Below are 18,803 nucleotides of genomic sequence, written 5' to 3'. Positions count from 1 at the left end.
TTTCCCGGTCGCCGGGGGCGCTGGAAGATTATGGCGAAATTGCGGTTGGATTATGGCGAAAATAAGGCATCATTGCGGCGAAACTGAGGCAGAGGCGCTGAGTCGCGGCTCGTCGTTCGGTTTCACGAGGAGAGAACCCATGCGTAAGACCCTGATTTGCGCCGTTTCCGCCACTGCCCTCACGCTCGCCGCCTGCAGCAAGCCCGACGACACAAGCGGCCCCGCCAGTGAAGCCGCCGCCGATGTGGCAGAGGCACCCGCTTCGCAGGCCGCCTCGAGCGAACCCGCCCCGCCCGCCGCTGCTGCCGAGCGCGCCGACAGCGCCGGCACCACCCTCCCCGCGCTCGACAAGCTCCCCGCCAGCCTGCCGCAGCTTGCCTATGAGTATGACTATCGCTGGCGGATGGAGGCGGACGCGATCGGCAGCCTCCAGCGCCGCCATGCCTCGCTTTGCGAACAGCAGGGGCCAGCGGTGTGCCAGATCATCGGCATGACCAAGACCGGCGCGGAAGAGGGCGCAGTCGAGGGGCAGTTGCAGATGGCGGTCGCCACCCGGCAGGCGCGGGCCTTTGGCGCATTGCTGGAGGACGAGGCACTGGATTCCGGCGCGCAGCAGGTATCGGCTGAAATCGCCTCGGAAGAACTCTCCAAGCAGATCGTCGACACCGAAGCGCGCGTCGCGGCCCGCACCGAATTGCGCGACCGGCTGCGCGAGGTTTTGCGCACCCGCAAGGGCAAGGTCGAGGAGTTGATCGAGGCCGAACGCTCGGTCGCGGCGGTCAATGAGGAAATCGACGCCGCCAAAAGCTGGCTCAAGGAGATGGAGGGCCGCGTCGCCTATTCGCGCGTCACCGTCCACTACGAGACCGGCAGCGCACCGGCGAGGGACTTCCTCGCGCCTGTCAGCGGCGCGCTGGGCTCGCTCGGCGCGATCTTCGGCTACCTTGTGGCCTTCCTGATCCTCGCCGGATCGGTCGCGCTTCCCGCTGGCGCGGCGTGGTGGGCTGTGCGGCGCTTCAGCCAGCCGCGCGCGCCCATGCCGCCCGCCAGCGAGACTACATCCGCCTGAGATCGTTGCTTTCTGCCGGGATCGAGACGGTCAGCCCGTCCATCCCGGCGGTCAGCTCGATCTGGCACGACAGGCGGCTGGTGCGCCGCGCGCCCGCCGCGAAATCGAGCATGTCCTCTTCTTCCTCGCTGGCGAGCGGGAGGCGCTCGAACCACTCAGCCGCGACGATCACATGGCAGGTCGAGCAGGCCATCTGCCCCTCGCAGGTGCCCTCGAGCGGCAAGCCCGCCGCTTGCCCCAGCCGCAGCAGATTGTCCCCCGGCTCGGCCTCGGCGACCACCGGCTTGCCGCGCGGATCGAGGAAGGTGACGGTAATGCTCACAGGCCTTGCTCCCTCGCGGCGGCATTGATCATGGCGGCAGCGGATTCGAGGTCCGCCGCCGTGGTATAGCGCCCGAAACCGAGGCGGATAGAGGACTTTGCTTGCTGGTCACTCAGCCCCAGCGCCCTCAGGACATGGCTGGGGCGACCCGATCCGCTGGCGCAGGCGCTCCCGGCCGAGAACATGACCTGGCGGCAATCGCTCATCAGACGGGCGACATCCAGCCCATCGCGGCGGATATTGAGATTGCCGTGCCAGCGATCCACCACGCTGCCGTTCACGTCCCATTGCGCGAACGCCGCCCGCGCCATGGTCCACAAATGTTCCACGTGAAACATTTGCTCCGACAGCCCCTCTGCCGCCACTTGCGCAGCAGCGCCGAAACCGGCGGCAAGCGCGGGTGAAAGCGTGCCGGAGCGCAGGCCGCCCTCTTGCCCGCCGCCATGCAGCAAGGGGGCAATCCCGGCCCCCTCAGCCACCCACAAGGCGCCGATGCCCTTGGGCCCATGCATCTTGTGCGCCGAGATGGCGATGTAATCCGCCGCGACCTCAACCGGCACGCGGCCATAGGCCTGCACCGCATCGACCAGCACCTTGGCCCCGACCCGGCGGGCGATGTCGACAACGGGGGCCAGCGGGTTCCTCACCCCGATCTCGTTATTGACCGCCATGATCGCGACAAGACCCGTCGATGGCGTGACATGAGCCGCCAAAGCCGCGAGATCGGCTCTGCCATCCGGTGCAACAGGGAGCACGGTGAACCGCCGCCCCTGCGCTTCGACCGCCGCGCGGCAATCGAGCACAGCAGCGTGTTCGGTGGCAAAGGTGACGACGTCGCCGGTGGAGCCGAGGATCACGGTGTTGATCGCCTCGGTCGCACCGGAGGTGAAGATGACCTTGCCGCCCGCAGGCAGCAGCGCCGCGACCCGCTCGCGCGCCGTCTCCACCGCAGCGGCGGCCATGCGGCCCATGCGGTGGGGGCTATGCGGGTTGCCGAAAGTCTCGCTCTCCGGCCCGCCGAGCCACCTGAGCATGGCGTCTCGCGCTTCGGGCGCGAGCGGGGTGGTGGCCTGATAGTCGAGGTAGATCATGGGCTTTCCCCCACCTCGTCATTGCGAGCGAAGCGAAGCAATCCATGGACCAAGTTTGCGACCTGACGATACGACAGGCCATGGATTGCCGCGTCGCCTTCGGCTCCTCGCAATGACGAAATCAGCATAGCGAAGCCCAAGCCTCGCTGAACCGCTCCAGATCCTCGGGCGTGGTCGACCAGCCGATGCTGACCCGGATCGTGCGCGCGGCCACATCATCCGGCACGCCGAAGGCATCGAGCACCCGGCTCTTCTTCAAGGTGCCCGACGAGCACGCGCTCCCCGCAGACACCGCGAAACCTTGTCCGTCGAGGCGGATCAGCAGGGCCTGCGCGCTCATGGTGGGGTGCGTCAGGGCGAAAATGTAATCGACCTGCTCGCCGATCGCGAGCCGCTCACCCGCAACGGCTTGCGCAAAGGCCGCACGCTGCACCCGCGTGGTGCCCCAATCGCCAGCCTCAAGCGCTGCGGCCATACCCAGTGCGCCGGGCAGGTTCTCGGTCCCTTGCCGATAGCCTCGCTCGTGCCCACCGATCGGCTCCAGCAGGTTGAAATCGCGCAGCAGCAGCGCACCGATGCCGATCGGGCCGCCGAATTTGTGCGCGCTCACCACGATCATGTCCGTCTCGGGCAGCGCCAGCTTGCCCGCGCTCTGCGCGCAATCGGACAGCAGCAGGGCCCCTGCATCGCCGATAGGCCCGGCCATATCGCTGACCGGATTGATGGTGCCGGTCTCGGAATTGACGTGCTGGATGGCGAGCAAGGTATCAGCGCCAATCGCCTCCTCGCCGGAGAAGACCGCCGCATCGGGCGCTGCCCGGAACACCGCGTCATGCTCCACCGCGCTGACGATCCTGCGGCTCGCCTTGCAGCGGTTGAGCGCAATCCACAGGGCCTCGCTCGCCCCGCTGGTGAAGATCAGCTCGCCATCCCAACCCAGCGCCCGCTTGATCCGCTCGCGCGCATCCTCCAGCGCGGCGCGGGCGCGGCGGCCCTCGGCGTGGGGCGACGAGGGGTTGGCCCACAGCGCAAAACCCTTCTCCATCGCCGCCCTCGCTTCGGGGCGCAGGGGCGAGGTGGCGGCGTGGTCGAGATAGATCCGCTCGGGGATGGCGGTTGTCCTCACAATAATTGCGGTTTTCGCGGGCGCCCCTATATAGGCCCGACAATTTCCCGCGCCACCCGGCGCTTGCGATCACTCAGTCAGGGTTCACCGATGCCGTCCGTCATCTTTCCCGGCCCCGAAGGCCGTCTCGAAGGCCGTTTCTCCCCGCCCCCGCGCCCGCGTGCGCCGGTGGCGATGATCCTCCATCCGCACCCTGAAGGCGGGGGGACGATGAACGACCGGATCGTGCAGCGGCTCTACAAGACCTTCGCGGATCGCGGGTTTGCAACGCTGCGCTTCAACTTCCGCGGCGTGGGCCGTTCGCAAGGGAGCTTCGACAGCGGGATCGGCGAGCTTTCCGACGCGGCGAGCGCCTTGGACTGGGTGCAGTCGATCCACCCCGAAGCGCAGAGCACCTGGATCGCGGGCTACAGCTTTGGCGCGCTGATCGGGATGCAATTGCTGATGCGCCGCCCGGAAGTGCGCGGCTTCATCTCGGTTTCGCCGCCGGCCAATATGTACGACTTCAGCTTCCTCGCCCCGTGTCCCGCGAGCGGCATCTTCGTGCAAGGCGCGGCTGATACGGTGGTGCAGCCCAATGCGGTGCAGAAGCTGGTCGACAAGCTGCGCACCCAGAAGCACATCACCATCCACCACGAGGAAATCCCGCGCGCCAACCACTTCTTCGAGAACGAACTCGAAGAGCTGATGCGGGCGGTCGACAACTATCTCGACTTCCGCCTCTCGCCGGATTGCCCGATTAAATAGCTATTGTGTGCGTGCCCGCCTCCGCGGGCACGTCCTCGGTGCTGTTCCCTCCCCCCGGCTCAAGGCCGGGGTCCGGGGCACCTGCGGCTCGCGCGCGTGCGCTCGCGGTCGCTGGCGCGACCGAGTCCAGCGCTTTCCATTAGACTTGCGCCAGCTCGGCACGCCCGGGACGGGGTGAAGTATTTCATTTCGCTCGCATTTCTCTACCAAATCAGTTGCAAAATATACAGTCCTGAAAAACAACGCGAAATCGCTTCGTCCCTAACAAAAAGCATAGTATTCTCATGCGTGAGCGGGGCCGGAGGCCAAGCTTGCGACAGGTGCTCCGGCGACCGCTCCCACACTGATGGAGAGAGGAGCCCCTGCATGAACTACGCTTCTGCCAATCGCCGTCTCAACCCTGCCGCGATGGCCGGCGCGCTCGGCATTCCCGGTGCCTTTGGCGCGCTGCTGGTGGTGGGTCTGGCGGTCACGGTGGTGACCGTGCCAGAGCCGCCCCGGCCCGAGGCGCGCGATGTCACCGATGTGCCGCTGCCCCCGCCCCCGCCGCCGACCCCGGATGCCAAGCGCGACAAGACCACGCCGACCACGACGCCAGCGAACCCCACCACCTCGCCGCCAGTGAGTGACTTGCGCCCGCTCGACCTTGGCGGCGACAATCCCATCGATACGCTGCCCGGCCTTGGCGACGCGATTGGCAGCGGGCCGATTGACACCGGTCTGCCCGTTATCTCGCCCAGCATCCCGGCCTTCGACGCGGTCGGTGCGCGGGCCAAGGGCGATCCGGGCCGCTGGGTCACCAATGACGATTACCGCCCGCGCTGGATCCGCGAGGACATGGCGGGCACGGCGCGCTTCACCCTTGCCATCGACGCGGCCGGGCGCGTGACCGGGTGCACCATCACCCGCTCGACCGGCCATGCCCCGCTCGATACGGCAACCTGCGAATTGGTGACCAAGCGCGCCCGGTTCGATGCCGCGCGCGATACCACCGGGCGGCCGGTGGCGGGCAGTTACAAGGGCTCGATCACCTGGGAGATCCCGTAAGCCTTGAGCGGCGCGCGCGCTCCTGGGCTGCGCGCCGTTCCCGCCGGGGGAAGCTCCCCCCTTAGCGTCCTCCGGCGGACTTGATCTGTTCGATGGGCGCCTGCCCTCCGGTCGAGGGCAGCGTCCAGATCAGCACATTGCCGACCGCAATCGCCGCCAGCAGCACCATCAGCAGCGGGTTCTTCGCCTCGCCGGTGCGCCGCCACAGCGCAAAGGCACCCACCAGCAGCGCGAAGGCGGCGAGCATCACGATGGAGAGCACGATATCGGTCATGGCCCGCGCCTTAGCCGCATGACCGCCGCCCGCGCAATTGACTTGGGGGCACCGCGCCGCCAAACCTTGCCGCCATGAGAGAGAGCACCATGACCATCACCCGCCGCCAGTCCATCGCCGGTCTGGCGGGCGTTTCCGCCCTTGCCATGATGCCCGCTGCCGTGCGGGCAACCACGCCCATGCCGCCGCCCGGTGGCCCGATTGCAGGCAAAGGGGCCGATGCCGCGCTCGATGCGATTGCCTACCGGATGCTCGCGCATGAACCGGGCCGTGCGACCGGTCTCGGGGTCGATACCGGGGACTTCGCCAGCTGGCGCAGCACTTTCGGGATGCCGGGCGAGGCGGGCCGCGCCTCCTATGCGACGGCGCTCAAGGAGATGGTCGCCGAGATCAAGGCCTACCCGAAAGACGGCCTCACCAGCGACCAGCAGATCGGGTTCGAAGTGGTCGAAACCGCCTTCACCCGCGCGACCGAGGGCATGGCCCTGCCCTATGGCGATGTCGCGGTCGGCAGCTGGCGCAATGCACCCTATGTCGTGATCCAGAACGTCGGCGGCTATATTGATATGCCGCGCTTCTTCTCCTCCACTCAGCCACTCGCCACGGCGGATGATGTCGGCTCCTATCTCGACCGGTTGATCGAAGTCCCCGCGATCCTCGATGGCGAGCGTGAACGCATTCGTGCGGCACGCGACATGGGCGTGGTGCCGCCGGCCTTCCTGCTCGACAAGGCCATCGCCCAGATGGAAGCGAGCATCGCCGAGGCCACGGCAAGCTATGCCGGGCCGCTCGAAGGATCGGCGCTGGCCGAAGCCAAGTCCGCCGCCCCGCAGGCCGCGCGCATCGCGCAGCGCGGGATTGTCCCCGCGCTCCAACGCCAGCTCGCCGAGCTGCGCACCCAGCGTGCCGCCGCCAAGGACAGCGCCGGGATCTGGGCGCAGCCGATGGGCGAGGAATATTACGCCTGGGCCTTGCGCGCGTCGACCACCACCAGCCTCAACCCCGATGAAGTCCACCGTCAGGGTCTTGCCGAACTCAAGGAACTGCACGGCAAGATGGACCCGATCCTCAGGAAGATCGGCTATACCAAGGGATCGGTGGGCGAGCGGATGCGCGGCCTTGCCGATGATCCGCGCTACAAGTTTGCGGACGGCGATCCGGGCCGCAAGGAGATCTTCGCCTTCATCGAAGAACGCCTCGCGTGGATCAAGGCGCAGATGCCGCGCGCCTTCACGCAAGTGGTCAACCCGCGCATGGAAGTGGTCCGCCTGCCGCTCTCCGAAGAGCCCGGCGCGCCCGGCGCATACGGCGGGGCGGGCAGCAAGGATGGCAGCATTCCGGGCCGCTTCTGGATCAACCTGCGCACCACCGATCTGCACCGCAAGTATGACCTTGCCGATCTCACCTTCCACGAAAGCATCCCCGGCCACGTGTGGGAGGGCGAGTTCAGCAACCGCCTGCCGCTGATCCGCTCGATCCTCGCCTTCAACGCCTTCTCCGAAGGCTGGGCGCTCTATGCCGAGCAGCTGGCGGACGAGTTGGGCGCTTACAAGGGGTTCGAGGTCGGGCGGCTGGGCTTCCTCCAGTCGCTCGCCTTCCGCGCCTGCCGTCTGGTGGTCGACACCGGCCTCCACTCCAAGCAATGGACGCGCGAACAGGGCCGCCAGTTCTTCGTCGAGGAAAATGGATCGAAGGTCGAGGAAGTCGCCTCCGAGGTCGATCGTTACTGTTCGTGGCCGGGTCAGGCCTGCGGCTACAAGATCGGCCACAGCGAAATCCTGCGCCAGCGCGAGCGCGCCAAGGCGGAACTGGGCCGCAAATACGATATGCGCGAATTCAACACCGCGCTGGTGCTGGGCGGCAATGCGCCGCTTTCGGTGATGGCCAACACGGTGAGCCGCTATATCGCCGGGGCGAAGGGGTGATCCGGGCGGGGGCCATCGCGGCGCTGGCGCTGGCCTCAGCCGCGCCTGCTGTCGCGGGCTTCCCGGTCGAAATCACGGAGACCTGCCCGGTCGGGGGTGAGACCTTCACCTACGTCACCACCGGCAGCTATTCGACCTTCGGCCAGCGGCCCGATGGCAAGCCCTATGGCAGCTGGACATTCCCGCTCGCCATGCCCGAATGTCCGTCCAACGCGCTGGTGGTCTACCGCGAATTCAAGCCGGAAGAGATCGCGGCGCTGACCGCGCTGGTGCAGTCGCCGGAGTATCAGGCGCTCCGGCAGGAAAGCCAGTATTTCCGCGCGGCCTGGCTGGCGCGGCGGATGGATGCCGCTAATCCGTTAGAGGCACTCTTCCTGCTGCTCAGCGCCACCTGGGAAGTGGACGATGCGCCCGAGACCAAGGCCCGTTATCAGCGCGCCTTTGCCGATGCGGCGCTGGTGGTGCCGATTGATGTCGCTCAGATCGAAACGCTGTTCCTGCACTATCGCCGCGCCAATGCCCTGCGCGAGTTGGGCGATTTCGAGGCTGCGCGCGCCGCGCTCGACCTGCTGCCCCGCGCTGCGCTTGATGTGAATGTGCCGACCGACCGCAAGGTGCCTTACAAGACCCGCGACGAAGCGCGCAGCCGCCGCTTTCTGTTCGATTCCATCCCGGTGATGCGCAAGGTGATCGATGCGGGCGATGCCTCGTCCTTCCCGATCGACCTGATGGATTCCGAAATGGCCGGATGGGCCTGCGCCGACCTCACCGATGCGGGCGATCCCCTCCACGCGCGCTGCGCCGAACCGGCGGTGCAGGCAAGGATGCAGAAGATCCTCGACATCCGCCTAAACAACCCGCCCGAGGGTGAAGCCCCCGCTGCCGAGGAAGACGAGGCCGCCTCAAGCCCCTGAAGCAAAGGGTGGTCACCCACCCCCTTCCCTTCGCGCGCGCCTGACCCCATCTTGCAAACTTCGCGGCGCAGGAGGGCAGCATGGAAACACTCGGACAAGACCTTGAAACCATGCGCCGGGTGCCGCTCGCGCCCGAACACGTCGATGCGATCTGCGCCATCGGGGGGGAGAAGACCTATCCTGCCGGCAGCATCGTGATGGACATTGGCGAGCCGATGGATCGGTTTGTCTATGTGCTGGAAGGCGACATCGAGATCGCCAATCCCTACACCGGCGAGCGGATGTTCGAATCCAGCCTCGGCCCGACGCAATTTCTCGGCGAGATCGGGTTTCTGAGCGGCTCGACCAATTACCTCAAGATGCGCGCGGCGGTGGATACCCGCGTGATCGAGGCGCCGCGCGAAGGGGTGCTGGAGCTGATGAGCCGCATCCCCGAATTGTCGGATCACCTCATCACGGTGTTCGCCGCGCGGCGGCGCAAGCAGTTCGAACTGCGGAACAGCGCGGTCAAGGTGATCGGCGCGGACCGCGATGCCAAGGTGCAGGCGGTCGAACGCTTCCTGTCGCGCAACCGCATCCCGTTCCAGTCCTATGACCTTGACGGGATCGATCCCGAGACGGTGCAGGTCTGCACCCTGATCCGCCACGAGCCTGCGGTGATCCTCGGCGTCGATACAAGGCTGGACGATCCGACCCCGCGCAAGGTGGCGCAATATCTCGGGCTCGATCTCGATATATGCGCGCGCCGCACCTATGATCTGGTGATTGTCGGCGGCGGGCCTGCCGGGGTGGCGGCGGCGGTCTATGCCGGCAGCGAGGGGATCGAGGCGCTGGTGGTGGAGGATACGGCTGTCGGCGGACAGGCGGGCACCTCCAGCCGGATCGAGAATTACATGGGCTTTCCCACCGGCATTTCCGGCACCGACCTGACCTGGCGCGGGCAGGTGCAGGCGATGAAGTTCGGCACGCGCTTTGTCATGCCGCGCCGGGTCGAGGCGATGGCGCGGCGCGAGGACGGTGCCTATTGCCTGACGCTCGACGACGCTGACGAAATCTGCGCCCGCGCGGTGCTGGTGGCGACGGGGGTGCAATATCGCCGCCTGCCGCTCGAAAATCTGGAAGAGCTTGAGGGCGCAGGGGTGTTCTACTCGGCGACCGAAATGGAAGCGCGCTTCTGTGCGCGGACCGAGGCGGTGGTGATCGGCGGAGGCAATTCAGCCGGGCAGGCGGCCATGTTTCTCAGCCGTGCGGCGGCCCATGTCCATCTGGTGGTCCGCTCAGGCAGCCTTGCCGCGTCGATGTCGAGCTATCTGATGCAGCGGCTGGAGGCTGATCCGCGCGTCACCATCCACTACCATTCCGAAGTCACCGCGCTGCACGGCGAGAGCTGGCTGGAGGGGCTGACGCTCAAGACTTCCGGGAAGACCGGCGACACAGAACAGCGCATCGACACCCGCGCGCTGTTCATCATGATCGGCGCCGCGCCGAATACCGAATGGCTCTCGGGCCTCGCGCAGGTCGACGACAAGGGCTTCGTGCTGACCGGCGCGGCCGCTGGGCAGGCGGACGATTACGCTACCACCGCGCCCGGCATCTTCGCCGTGGGCGATGTGCGCGCCGGTTCGGTCAAGCGCGTCGCGAGCGCCGTGGGCGAGGGATCGGTGGTCGTCAGCCGGATCTGGCAATATCTGGAAGATACGCGGCCCGATCCGGCCTGACCGGCCTCAGCTCTTGCCGCCGCCGAACAGCCCCTTGGCCATGTCCATGATGTCGTCGACCGGGTTGCCGTCCCCGTCGCGGTCAATCATCGAGGCGAAGTGCGTGAGCGAACCCTCGCCGCCGATCGCGCCGACGATCTGATTGAGGATGTCGGGGCTGATCCCGGTCTTCTCCGCCGCGAGCGTCACCGTGTCGCCGTCAAGCTGATGCGTCTTGCCGAGCGCGCCGATCGCCTGTTCGACCATCGCCGGGTCAAGCCCGACCTGCTTGGCGAGGTTCACCACATCATCCGGCGCGCCGCCGATGTTCTTCAGAATGCCGTCGAGAATGCTCATGGTGTCCCTCCTTCGATTCGTATCGGGGGGAGTGTGGCGCAAGCCTGCGACGTTTCAAAGTAAAAGGCCCCGCTCCGGTCTTGCGCCGGGCGGGGCCCCCCTCTCCAACTGGTGATACGATCCTGTATCAGGCCGCGATCGGCGCGGGCGCGGCCTGGAGCACGCCCTCGTCAACATGGGCTTCGAACTGGGCGAAGTTGTCGATGAACAGCTGCACCAGCTTCTTGGCGGTCGCGTCATACTCGGCCCCGTCCGCCCAGGTGCTGCGCGGGTCGAGGATGGTCTGATCGAGGCCCGCCTCGGCCAGCGCGGGCACGAAGACCGGCACGTCGAAGCCGAAATTCGGGTCCTTGCGGAACTCCACCTCGTCCATCTTGCCGTCGAGCACCGCGTTGAGCAGCGCGCGGGTCGCCTTGATCGGCATCCGGCTGCCGGTGCCGTACTTGCCACCAGTCCAGCCGGTGTTGACCAGCCAGCACTCCGCCCCGCCCTTGCCGATGCGCTCCTTCAGCAGGTTGCCATAGACGCTCGGGTGGCGCGGCATGAAGGCGGCGCCAAAGCAGGTGCTGAAGGTCGCTTCCGGCTCGGTCACGCCGATTTCGGTGCCCGCGACCTTGGCGGTGTAGCCGCTGAGGAAGTAGTACATCGCCTGATCCGGGGTCAGCCGCGCAATCGGCGGCAGGACGCCGAAAGCGTCGGCGGTCAGCATTATGACGTTGGACGGTGCCGGGCCGAGGTTCTTCTCCGAAGTGTTCGGGATGAACTCGATCGGATAGGCGCCGCGGGTGTTCTCGGTCTTGCTGCCGTCGGTGAAGTCGAGCTCGCGGGTCGCCTCATCCATGGTGACGTTTTCGAGGATCGTGCCGAACATCTGCGTGGTGGCGTAGATCTCGGGCTCGCCTTCGGCCGAGAGGTTGATCATCTTGGCGTAGCAGCCGCCCTCGAAGTTGAAGACCGCGGTGTCCGACCAGCCATGCTCGTCATCGCCGATCAGCGTGCGGCTGGCGTCGGCCGAGAGCGTGGTCTTGCCAGTGCCCGAGAGGCCGAAGAAGATCGCGCTCTTGCCGTCCGCGCCGATATTGGCCGAGCAATGCATCGGCATCACGCCCTGCGCGGGGAGCAGGTAGTTGAGGAGGCCGAACACGCCCTTCTTCATCTCGCCCGAATATTCGGTGTTGCCGATCAGGATCAGCTTCTCGGTGAAGCTCACCGCGATCACCGTGTCGCTGCGGCAGCCGTGGCGCTCCGGGTCGGCCTTGAAGCTCGGCAGGTTGATGATGGTATATTCGGGGACGAAGCTGGCGAGCTCTTCCGCCGTGGGGCGCACCAGCAGGGTGCGGATGAACAGGTTGTGCCACGCCATCTGGTTGATGACGCGCACGTTGACCCGGTATTCCGGCTGCGAGCCGCCGAACAGGTCAGCGACGTAGAGTTCGCTCTGCCCTTCGAGTTCGTTGAGGAAGTCCGCCTTCAGCGCGGCGAAGTGTTCTTCGCTCATCGGCTGGTTGATGGTGCCCCAGTTGATCGTGTTCTCGGTCTCGGCATCGCGGACGATATACTTGTCCTTGACGCTGCGGCCGGTGAAGCGGCCGGTATCCACCAGCAGCGCGCCATGCTTGGTCAGCTTGCCTTCGCCCTTCTTCAGCGCGTGTTCGACCAGCGCCGAGGTGCCGAGATTGGCGTGGATCGTGGCGCCCGTTGTGAGGTTCTGAGCGGCCAGCGGGGTTGCGAGCGAGTTCAACTTACGTCTCCTGAGCGAGGCAGCGGAAATAAGAGGTCTGGCCAGCGGCGCTTGTGCGAATCCCCCTGCCCTTTGGGTTGTCTCGTAGCATGACCGCATACGTATGCAACCTTAGGCAATTTGATACTCGCACCAGCCCTCCGGTCCCTTGCCACGGCCCCCTAGATGGCGATTGTGCCTGCGTCAAACCGGGTGCGGCAAAAGCATTTGTGCACACGGCACAATCCTGGCTTTTCCGCCCCGGCGTTGCCGCCAGCGCCATTGCCCTCAGGCGCGCATGGCGCTACCCAAAGGCCATGCACGCGCGGGGGCAAAGAGGATAAAGGCCATGTCCGAGGGCACCACCGATCCTGCCTTGACGACGCCGGAGGCCGCGCCGGGTGAGGCGCGCAAGCTCCAGATCGCTCTGGTCGATGATGATCGCAACATCCTCACCACAGTCTCGATCGCGCTTCAGGCCGAAGGCTTTGCCACGCGCCTCTATTCCGATGGCGAGACCGCGCTCAAGGCGCTGCTCGACAATCCGCCTGACCTCGCCGTCTTCGACATCAAGATGCCCAAGATGGACGGGATGGAGCTGCTGCGGCGGCTGCGCGAGAATTCCGCCCTCCCCGTCATTTTCCTCACCAGCAAGGACGATGAAAGCGACGAGGAAGCAGGGCTCGAACTGGGCGCGGATGACTACATCGCCAAGCCCTTCAGCCTGCGCCTCCTGATCGCCCGCATCCGCGCGATCCTGCGCCGCGCCGAGCCGCTTGCGGCAGGCAGTTCGCCTGCTGCCGTGCCCGAACCGGCGCCCGCCAACCTGGTGCGGGGCCGCCTGTTCATGGACCCGGCGCGCCACCAGGTGATGTGGGACGGGCAGGCGGTCAGCCTTACCGTCACCGAATTCCTCATCCTCGAAGCGCTCGCGATCCGCCCCGGCGTGATCAAGAGCCGCAACCAGCTGATGGACGCGGCCTATCCCGACGATGTCTTCGTCGATGATCGCACGGTCGATAGCCACATCAAGCGGATGCGCCGCAAGTTCCGGCTGGTCGATCCCGCCTTCGATGCGATCGATACGCTCTATGGCGCGGGCTACAGCTTCACCGATGGCTGATCCGGCCGGTGACGGAGGGCGCGGCGCGGGGCGTGGGACGTCCGGGGCCGAGAAAATGACCGCGACGGGCCGCTTCGCCCTGACCGGTCGCATCCTCGCGGTCAACATTCTGCCGCTGCTGCTGCTGGGCAGCGGGCTATTCTATCTCGACAGCTATCGCACCCAGCTGATCAACGAGCGCCTGAACTCCGCCCGCATCGAAGCCCAGATCACCGCCGAGGCGCTGGCCGGAGCCACGCGCGAACGGCAGGAGGCGCTGCTGGTGCAGATCGGCAAGGAACAGCGGATGCGCCTGCGGATGTTCGACGCCAAGGGCCGCCTTACCGCCGACAGCTTTGCCCTTGCCGCGCCCGCCTTCCGCTTCAACGACATTGCCGATGACGATTGGGAACAGCGCTTCTCGCGCTGGCTCGACCGGACGGTCGACACCATCGTCAGCGCCGAAGCGGTGCAGGACTATCAGGAACCCGAGGCGCAGGACGCCGATGCATGGCCCGAACTCGCCCGCGCGCGCGAATTGGGCCTGTCGCAGGTGCGGCTCTATGACTGGCGCGACGGTACGCCGGTGATCACCGCCGCCGTGCCGGTCGGTCTGCAAGGCGCGACCCTGCTGACCGTGCGCAACGCGGTCGACATCACCGAAAGCGTGCGCGCGGCACGCTCGATGCTGTTCCTGGCGATGCTGCTGGTGCTGGGTGCCTCGGCGGCGCTCTCGCTGTTCCTCGCGCGCACCATCGTCACCCCCTTGCGGCTGCTCGCCCGCGCGGCGGTCAGGGTGAAGCAGGGGCGCGACCGCGAGGTGGAAGTGCCGCGCCTGCCGCAGCGCAGCGACGAGATCGGCCTGCTCGCCCGCGCGGTTTCCGACATGACCGGGGCGCTGCGCCAGCGGATCGACGCGGTCGACAGCTTCGCTGCGGATGTCGCGCACGAGATCAAGAACCCGCTCGCGTCCTTGCGCAACGCGGTCGACACTCTGCCGCGGGTCGAGGATCCGGCCCTGCGCGCCGAATTGCTCCAGATCGCGGCGCATGATGTGCGCCGGATCGACCGCCTCGTCACCGAGATTGCCGCAGCCAGCCGGGTCGACGCCGAGATCAGCCGGGCAACGCTGGAGCACGTCGACCTTGCCGAGCTTTTTGCCAACCTGATCCGCAGCCGCGAGAACCGGGGGCTGAACGGCGGGCGGCGGCTCGAACTCGACGCAAGGGTGCCGCAGGGGGCACGCCTGCGCGTGATGGGGGTGCCGACCCAGCTCGAGCGTGTGGCGGAAAACCTCATCGACAATGCCGTCTCCTTCTCGCCCGAGGGCGGCACGGTGCGCGTCACCTTGCGTCCGGCGGGGCGCATGGTGGTCACCGAAGTCACCGACGAGGGCCCCGGCATCGCCCCCGACGCGCGCGAAGCCGTGTTTCGCCGGTTCCATTCCGACCGCCCCGAAGGCGAGAGCTTCGGCAATCATTCCGGGCTCGGCCTTGCGATTGGCCGCGCCATTGCCGAAGCGCATGACGGCACCCTCACCGCCGAGGCCCGCCCCGACGGGACAGCGGGCGCGTGCCTGCGCCTCACCCTGCCTGCCGCGCCATGAACGGCCGCGTCCTTCACGCCAGCGCGGTGGTGATCGAGGGCCGCGCCTTGCTGATCGAGGGGAGGCCGGGCAGCGGCAAGTCAAGCCTCGCGCTCGCTCTGATCGACCGCGGTGCGGGGTTGATCGGCGATGATGCCGTGACCGTGGTGGCGCAGTCCGGACGCCTGATCGCCGCCCCGCCGCCCAATATCGCCGGACTGCTGGAACTGCGCGGGGTGGGCCTGGTGTCGCTCCCTGTCGCCGTGCCCGCCCCGGTCGCGCTGATCCTCACGCTCGGTGGCCCGCCGCCTGAGCGTCTGCCCGAAACGCCGCTGCCCACCCGCGACATCGAAGGCATTGCCGTGCCGGTGCTGGCCTTCGATCCCGGCGCCCATGCCCCGGCCCTGCGCGCCGAATGGGCGCTGCGACTGCACGGGCAGGTATTCGATCCATCTTCCCTTTGCCCCGGCCCATCACCACATAGAGCAGCATGAGCGATCCTGCCGCCCCTTCTTCCCCAGAGCCCGCGCCGGCGACCCCGCCGTCCGCGCGGCGACAGCTGCTGCTTGTCACCGGCCTTGCGGGCGCAGGCAAATCGACCGCGCTCGACGTGCTCGAGGATCTGGGCTGGGAGACGATCGACAACTTTCCGGTGCGGATGCTCAAGCGGCTCGTCACCATGCCTGACGAGACCCGCGGGCCGCTCGCGATCGGCTTCGATTCGCGCACCCGCGGCTTCGTGCCGGCCGACATCATCGCCTTGGTGAAGGACTTGAGCGCCCGGCCCGACCTCGCGCTCACCTCGCTGTTCCTCGACTGCGCGGGCGGCGAGCTCGAACGGCGCTTCAACGAGACGCGCCGCCGCCACCCGATGGCCGATGGCCGCCCGGTGCAGGAAGGCATAACGGCCGAGCGCGAGCTGCTCGAACCGCTGCGCCGCTGGGCGGAGGTGATGATCGACACCTCGGCGATGACCAGCAACGACCTGCAAGGCCGGATTCGCGAACTCTTCGCCCCGGCTGACAAGAGCGCGGCGCTGACCGTCACCCTGTCGAGCTTCGGCTTTGCTCGCGGGATGCCACCGCTGGCTGACCTGGTGTTCGATATGCGCTTCCTCGACAATCCGCACTGGGTGCCGGGCCTCAGGGAACAGACAGGGCAGGACGCCGCCGTGGGCGATCACATCCGCCGCGACCCGGCCTTCGCCGAGGCCTTCGCCCGGATCCGTGACCTGCTGCTGCTGCTGCTCCCGCGCTATGCCGAGCAGGGCAAGCCCTATGTTCATGTCGCTTTCGGCTGTACCGGCGGGAAACACCGCTCGGTCTTCACCGCCGAAGCCATGGCACAGGCCTTGCGCGATGCGGGTTTTTCCCCCACTGTCCGCCACCGCAACCTCGGCTCGCGTGCGGCTGACGCTCTTGAAGGCGACAAGCGCTAGCCGGCGGACGGGCAATTTTCGCTGCAATGCAACCAATCGCATTGTCGGCCACGGTAGAAACGCGTAAGGCAGCCCCCTCGCCGGGCAGTTAACGGACCCCTATTCACACATGATCGGCTTGATCCTGGTAACCCATGGCCGCCTCGCGGACCAATTCGTCGAGGCGATGGAGCACGTGGTCGGCCCGCAAGAGGGCATCGTCACGGTCTGCATCGGCCCCAATGACGACATGGAGCAGCGCCGCGCCGACATCGCCGGAGCAATCGCTGCGGTCGACGCGGGCAAGGGCGTCATCATCCTCACCGATCTGTTCGGCGGCACTCCGTCGAACCTGGCCATTTCGCTGCTTGAAACAGGCCATGTCGAGGTGATCGCGGGGATCAACCTGCCGATGCTGATCCGCCTCGCAGGCGCGCGCAAGGCGATGGACGTCACCGCTGCGGTCCACGCCGCGCAGACCGCCGGACGCAACTACATCACCATCGCCAGCGAATTGCTGAGCGCCGACACCGCCCCGCCCGCACGGGCCAAGGCCTAGGAACGCCGCCGTGGGGGAGGCAAGGCAGCACGTCACCATCGTCAACCGGCGCGGCTTGCACGCGCGGGCGAGCGCGAAGTTCGTCGGCGCGGTCGCCGCGTTGCCCGATGGCGTCAAGGTGACCGTCTCCAAGGCGCCGCACAGCGCGGCGGGCGGATCGATCCTCGGGCTGATGATGCTCGGCGCGGCCAAGGGTGACACGGTCGAAGTGGCGGTCGAAGGTGACGGCGCGGACGCGGTGCTCGCCGATCTCGTCGCGCTGATCGCCGACGGCTTCGGCGAGGACTAGTGCGCCGCGGCCGGTTGGGCTAGGCGGCCTGCCATGCGCAAGCACATCACCGGCTTTTCCAACCCGACGGTCAAATACCTGCGCTCGCTGCGGGACAAGAAGCATCGCAAGCGCGCGGGCCAGTTTCTTGTCGAAGGCCTTCGCCTGCTCGAAGATGCCCGGGCTTGCGGACGCTTGCCCCGGACGCTGGTGATGGCCGAGGGGCGCGAACATCCGCTGCTTGAACGGCTTGAGGCTGACGTCATGGCAGCGGGCGGCGAGGTGATCGCGACCACGCCCGACATTCTCTCCAAGATCACCGGCAAGGAGAACGCCCAGGCCGTGGCCGGGGTGTTTGACGAGTGGGACACGGCGCTCGGCCAGCTCGACCGCAACGCTGCGCCGATCTGGCTTGCCGCGCAGGCTTTGCGCGATCCGGGCAATCTCGGCACGATGCTGCGCACCTGCGACGCGGTGGGCGCAGGCGGCCTCATCCTGATCGACGACTGCGCCGACCCCTTCAGCGCCGAGGCCGTGCGGGCGAGCATGGGCGCGGTGTTCACCGTGGGGCTGGCACAGGCGCGGTGGGAGGATTTTCTGCCGTGGCTGCGCGCGGGAGACGGCCAGCTGGTCGCGGCTTCCTTGCGCGATGCCGTGCCCTATCGTGGGGCGGCCTATACGGCGCCGTGCTTCATCCTCGTCGGCAACGAATCGCAAGGTCTGCCGGAGGATTACGAGGCGGCCTGCGATCTGCGCGTGACCATGCCGATGAAAGGCCGCGCGGATTCCCTGAATGCGGCTATGGCAGGCGCGGTGCTGGCCTATGAAGTGCTGGCAGTGCTTGAATAAGCGTTACAAAGGTGACACCGTGTCACCTTTCCTACTTGGATTTTTTCTAGACAATACAGATTGATAGAGCAAACTTGCGTCCGGACGGACAAGAAATCACGCGCGCGAAATAGTCCCTGATCGAGCCGTGAGCGGGCTTTGCCGCGAGTTCTGGGGCGGACGATGAGAAAGAGCGGCCCGCACCATGACCCTCCCGATGCCTGTAGGAAAGCGTCGCTTCACGTGTTGCCGACGCACCAGGGATCAGGCTGCATATCGAGCGGCGGATCGGCGAGGCCGGGCTGCGGGAAGCGCGCCTTGAAGGTGAAGCTCTGCGGGCACGGGCCGTAGCGGTCGAGCATCCACAGGCGCGAAAGCCCCTCGTCGATGCTGGGGCGGTGGCCTACAGGCACCCACCACAAGGCCTGATAGGCGCTTTCGAAGCGGTGAAAATACTCGCGCCGCCGCGCCATTTCCGGCGTGTGGCCCGAGCGATAGACGAACGCGAACAGGCTTTCCGCATCCTGCCATACCGACATATTGACCAGCAGCAGCGGATCGGAGGCGACGTCAAAATCGGTCGCGTTGCCGCTGTCCGATTGCAGCCGCCAGACAAAGCCGGGCGAGGCATCGGCGATGGCGTTCACCCGTTCGAGCGCGTCGAAAAAGGGCTGCACCCGCGGATCGCCTTCGGGCGCGAGCAACTTGCCGATGTTGATCTGCGCCAACTGCCAGCCACTGCCCTGCCCTCTCAT

General features: G+C 66.9%; 20 protein-coding genes. 13 read left to right on the top strand and 7 right to left on the bottom strand.

Going from position 1 to position 18,803, the window contains the following annotated elements:
* Positions 1–139 precede the first annotated feature (139 nt).
* Positions 140–1,069: a DUF4349 domain-containing protein gene (locus PS060_RS10745; RefSeq protein ID WP_273983089.1), complete on the top strand. Its 930-nt coding sequence runs from the start codon at positions 140–142 to the stop codon at positions 1,067–1,069.
* Here the strand turns inward: PS060_RS10745 and PS060_RS10740 are convergent.
* The 3 genes from PS060_RS10740 to PS060_RS10730 all read right to left on the bottom strand — a co-directional run bounded on the left by PS060_RS10740 (position 1,056) and on the right by PS060_RS10730 (position 3,608).
* Positions 1,056–1,391 carry a 2Fe-2S iron-sulfur cluster-binding protein gene (locus PS060_RS10740; RefSeq protein ID WP_273983088.1) on the bottom strand — a complete coding sequence of 112 codons (336 nt, stop codon included), beginning with the start codon at positions 1,389–1,391 and terminating at the stop codon, positions 1,056–1,058. The genes PS060_RS10745 and PS060_RS10740 overlap by 14 nt on opposite strands.
* Positions 1,388–2,482, bottom strand: a complete 1,095-nt coding sequence (locus PS060_RS10735) for a cysteine desulfurase family protein (RefSeq protein ID WP_273983086.1) — start codon at positions 2,480–2,482, stop codon at positions 1,388–1,390. The genes PS060_RS10740 and PS060_RS10735 overlap by 4 nt, the downstream gene beginning before the upstream one ends.
* A gap of 121 nt (positions 2,483–2,603) precedes the next feature.
* Positions 2,604–3,608, bottom strand: a complete 1,005-nt coding sequence (locus PS060_RS10730; RefSeq protein ID WP_273983085.1) for a cysteine desulfurase family protein — start codon at positions 3,606–3,608, stop codon at positions 2,604–2,606.
* Positions 3,609–3,698: 90 nt separating this feature from the next.
* Between PS060_RS10730 and PS060_RS10725 the strand changes: the two genes are divergently transcribed.
* The gene (locus PS060_RS10725) at positions 3,699–4,355 is read left to right on the top strand and encodes an alpha/beta hydrolase (RefSeq protein ID WP_273983084.1); all 657 of its coding nucleotides are present in this window, start codon (positions 3,699–3,701) and stop codon (positions 4,353–4,355) included.
* Between the two features lie 366 nt (positions 4,356–4,721).
* On the top strand, positions 4,722–5,402 hold the full coding sequence (locus PS060_RS10720; RefSeq protein ID WP_273983083.1) for a TonB family protein: 681 nt from the start codon (positions 4,722–4,724) through the stop codon (positions 5,400–5,402).
* A 61-nt stretch (positions 5,403–5,463) separates the two neighbouring features.
* Here the strand turns inward: PS060_RS10720 and PS060_RS10715 are convergent, their stop codons facing one another.
* Positions 5,464–5,676, bottom strand: a complete 213-nt coding sequence (locus PS060_RS10715) for a hypothetical protein (protein ID WP_273983082.1) — start codon at positions 5,674–5,676, stop codon at positions 5,464–5,466.
* 74 nt (positions 5,677–5,750) lie between these two features.
* On the opposite strand from PS060_RS10715, the gene PS060_RS10710 reads away from it, so the two are divergent.
* From PS060_RS10710 to PS060_RS10700, 3 genes are all read left to right on the top strand, one after another.
* Positions 5,751–7,601, top strand: a complete 1,851-nt coding sequence (locus PS060_RS10710; RefSeq protein ID WP_273983080.1) for a DUF885 domain-containing protein — start codon at positions 5,751–5,753, stop codon at positions 7,599–7,601.
* A complete protein-coding gene (locus PS060_RS10705; RefSeq protein ID WP_273983079.1) occupies positions 7,598–8,515 on the top strand; it encodes a hypothetical protein in 918 nt (305 codons plus the stop codon). The genes PS060_RS10710 and PS060_RS10705 overlap by 4 nt, the downstream gene beginning before the upstream one ends.
* A gap of 80 nt (positions 8,516–8,595) precedes the next feature.
* A complete protein-coding gene (locus tag PS060_RS10700; protein ID WP_273983078.1) occupies positions 8,596–10,233 on the top strand; it encodes an FAD-dependent oxidoreductase in 1,638 nt (545 codons plus the stop codon).
* 6 nt (positions 10,234–10,239) lie between these two features.
* Here the strand turns inward: PS060_RS10700 and PS060_RS10695 are convergent, their stop codons facing one another.
* Positions 10,240–10,569, bottom strand: a complete 330-nt coding sequence (locus tag PS060_RS10695; protein WP_273983076.1) for a hypothetical protein — start codon at positions 10,567–10,569, stop codon at positions 10,240–10,242.
* Between the two features lie 127 nt (positions 10,570–10,696).
* The gene (locus PS060_RS10690) at positions 10,697–12,310 is read right to left on the bottom strand and encodes a phosphoenolpyruvate carboxykinase (protein ID WP_273983074.1); all 1,614 of its coding nucleotides are present in this window, start codon (positions 12,308–12,310) and stop codon (positions 10,697–10,699) included.
* 328 nt (positions 12,311–12,638) lie between these two features.
* On the opposite strand from PS060_RS10690, the gene PS060_RS10685 reads away from it, so the two are divergent.
* The 7 genes from PS060_RS10685 (at position 12,639) to PS060_RS10655 (ending at position 18,069) form a co-directional block, all read left to right on the top strand.
* Entirely contained in the window at positions 12,639–13,412 is a 774-nt protein-coding gene (locus PS060_RS10685) for a response regulator transcription factor (RefSeq protein ID WP_273983072.1), read from the top strand.
* A complete protein-coding gene (locus PS060_RS10680; protein ID WP_443112379.1) occupies positions 13,405–14,997 on the top strand; it encodes a stimulus-sensing domain-containing protein in 1,593 nt (530 codons plus the stop codon). The genes PS060_RS10685 and PS060_RS10680 overlap by 8 nt, the downstream gene beginning before the upstream one ends.
* On the top strand, positions 14,994–15,470 hold the full coding sequence (locus PS060_RS10675) for an HPr kinase/phosphorylase (protein ID WP_273983069.1): 477 nt from the start codon (positions 14,994–14,996) through the stop codon (positions 15,468–15,470). The genes PS060_RS10680 and PS060_RS10675 overlap by 4 nt, the downstream gene beginning before the upstream one ends.
* Positions 15,467–16,414: an RNase adapter RapZ gene (gene rapZ / locus PS060_RS10670; RefSeq protein WP_273983068.1), complete on the top strand. Its 948-nt coding sequence runs from the start codon at positions 15,467–15,469 to the stop codon at positions 16,412–16,414. The genes PS060_RS10675 and rapZ overlap by 4 nt, the downstream gene beginning before the upstream one ends.
* Before the next feature lie 109 nt (positions 16,415–16,523).
* Positions 16,524–16,952 carry a PTS sugar transporter subunit IIA gene (locus PS060_RS10665; protein ID WP_273983067.1) on the top strand — a complete coding sequence of 143 codons (429 nt, stop codon included), beginning with the start codon at positions 16,524–16,526 and terminating at the stop codon, positions 16,950–16,952.
* 10 nt (positions 16,953–16,962) lie between these two features.
* Positions 16,963–17,241, top strand: coding sequence for an HPr family phosphocarrier protein (locus PS060_RS10660; RefSeq protein ID WP_273983065.1), 279 nt, complete (start codon positions 16,963–16,965; stop codon positions 17,239–17,241).
* Between the two features lie 33 nt (positions 17,242–17,274).
* Positions 17,275–18,069 (top strand): TrmH family RNA methyltransferase, encoded by a 795-nt coding sequence (locus PS060_RS10655; protein ID WP_273983064.1) that lies wholly within the window; start codon positions 17,275–17,277, stop codon positions 18,067–18,069.
* Positions 18,070–18,287: 218 nt separating this feature from the next.
* On the opposite strand, the gene PS060_RS10650 is transcribed toward PS060_RS10655, so the two are convergent.
* On the bottom strand, positions 18,288–18,803 hold the full coding sequence (locus PS060_RS10650; RefSeq protein WP_273983063.1) for a DUF3291 domain-containing protein: 516 nt from the start codon (positions 18,801–18,803) through the stop codon (positions 18,288–18,290).

The organism is Erythrobacter sp. BLCC-B19 (genome assembly GCF_028621955.1).
Taxonomy (GTDB): domain Bacteria; phylum Pseudomonadota; class Alphaproteobacteria; order Sphingomonadales; family Sphingomonadaceae; genus Erythrobacter.
This window is presented reverse-complemented; position numbering and strand designations above follow the sequence as displayed.

What these genes read in the sequence shown, in the direction of transcription:
- PS060_RS10745 (WP_273983089.1), top strand. Translation starts at nt 140, where the DNA reads ATGCGTAAGACCCTGATTTGCGCCGTTTCCGCCACTGCCCTCACGCTC.
- PS060_RS10735 (WP_273983086.1), bottom strand. Translation starts at nt 2,482, where the DNA reads ATGATCTACCTCGACTATCAGGCCACCACCCCGCTCGCGCCCGAAGCG.
- PS060_RS10725 (WP_273983084.1), top strand. Translation starts at nt 3,699, where the DNA reads ATGCCGTCCGTCATCTTTCCCGGCCCCGAAGGCCGTCTCGAAGGCCGT.
- PS060_RS10720 (WP_273983083.1), top strand. Translation starts at nt 4,722, where the DNA reads ATGAACTACGCTTCTGCCAATCGCCGTCTCAACCCTGCCGCGATGGCC.
- PS060_RS10715 (WP_273983082.1), bottom strand. Translation starts at nt 5,676, where the DNA reads ATGACCGATATCGTGCTCTCCATCGTGATGCTCGCCGCCTTCGCGCTG.
- PS060_RS10710 (WP_273983080.1), top strand. Translation starts at nt 5,751, where the DNA reads ATGAGAGAGAGCACCATGACCATCACCCGCCGCCAGTCCATCGCCGGT.
- PS060_RS10700 (WP_273983078.1), top strand. Translation starts at nt 8,596, where the DNA reads ATGGAAACACTCGGACAAGACCTTGAAACCATGCGCCGGGTGCCGCTC.
- PS060_RS10695 (WP_273983076.1), bottom strand. Translation starts at nt 10,569, where the DNA reads ATGAGCATTCTCGACGGCATTCTGAAGAACATCGGCGGCGCGCCGGAT.
- PS060_RS10685 (WP_273983072.1), top strand. Translation starts at nt 12,639, where the DNA reads ATGTCCGAGGGCACCACCGATCCTGCCTTGACGACGCCGGAGGCCGCG.
- PS060_RS10680 (WP_443112379.1), top strand. Translation starts at nt 13,405, where the DNA reads ATGGCTGATCCGGCCGGTGACGGAGGGCGCGGCGCGGGGCGTGGGACG.
- PS060_RS10675 (WP_273983069.1), top strand. Translation starts at nt 14,994, where the DNA reads ATGAACGGCCGCGTCCTTCACGCCAGCGCGGTGGTGATCGAGGGCCGC.
- rapZ (WP_273983068.1), top strand. Translation starts at nt 15,467, where the DNA reads ATGAGCGATCCTGCCGCCCCTTCTTCCCCAGAGCCCGCGCCGGCGACC.
- PS060_RS10665 (WP_273983067.1), top strand. Translation starts at nt 16,524, where the DNA reads ATGATCGGCTTGATCCTGGTAACCCATGGCCGCCTCGCGGACCAATTC.
- PS060_RS10655 (WP_273983064.1), top strand. Translation starts at nt 17,275, where the DNA reads ATGCGCAAGCACATCACCGGCTTTTCCAACCCGACGGTCAAATACCTG.
- PS060_RS10650 (WP_273983063.1), bottom strand. Translation starts at nt 18,803, where the DNA reads ATGAGAGGGCAGGGCAGTGGCTGGCAGTTGGCGCAGATCAACATCGGC.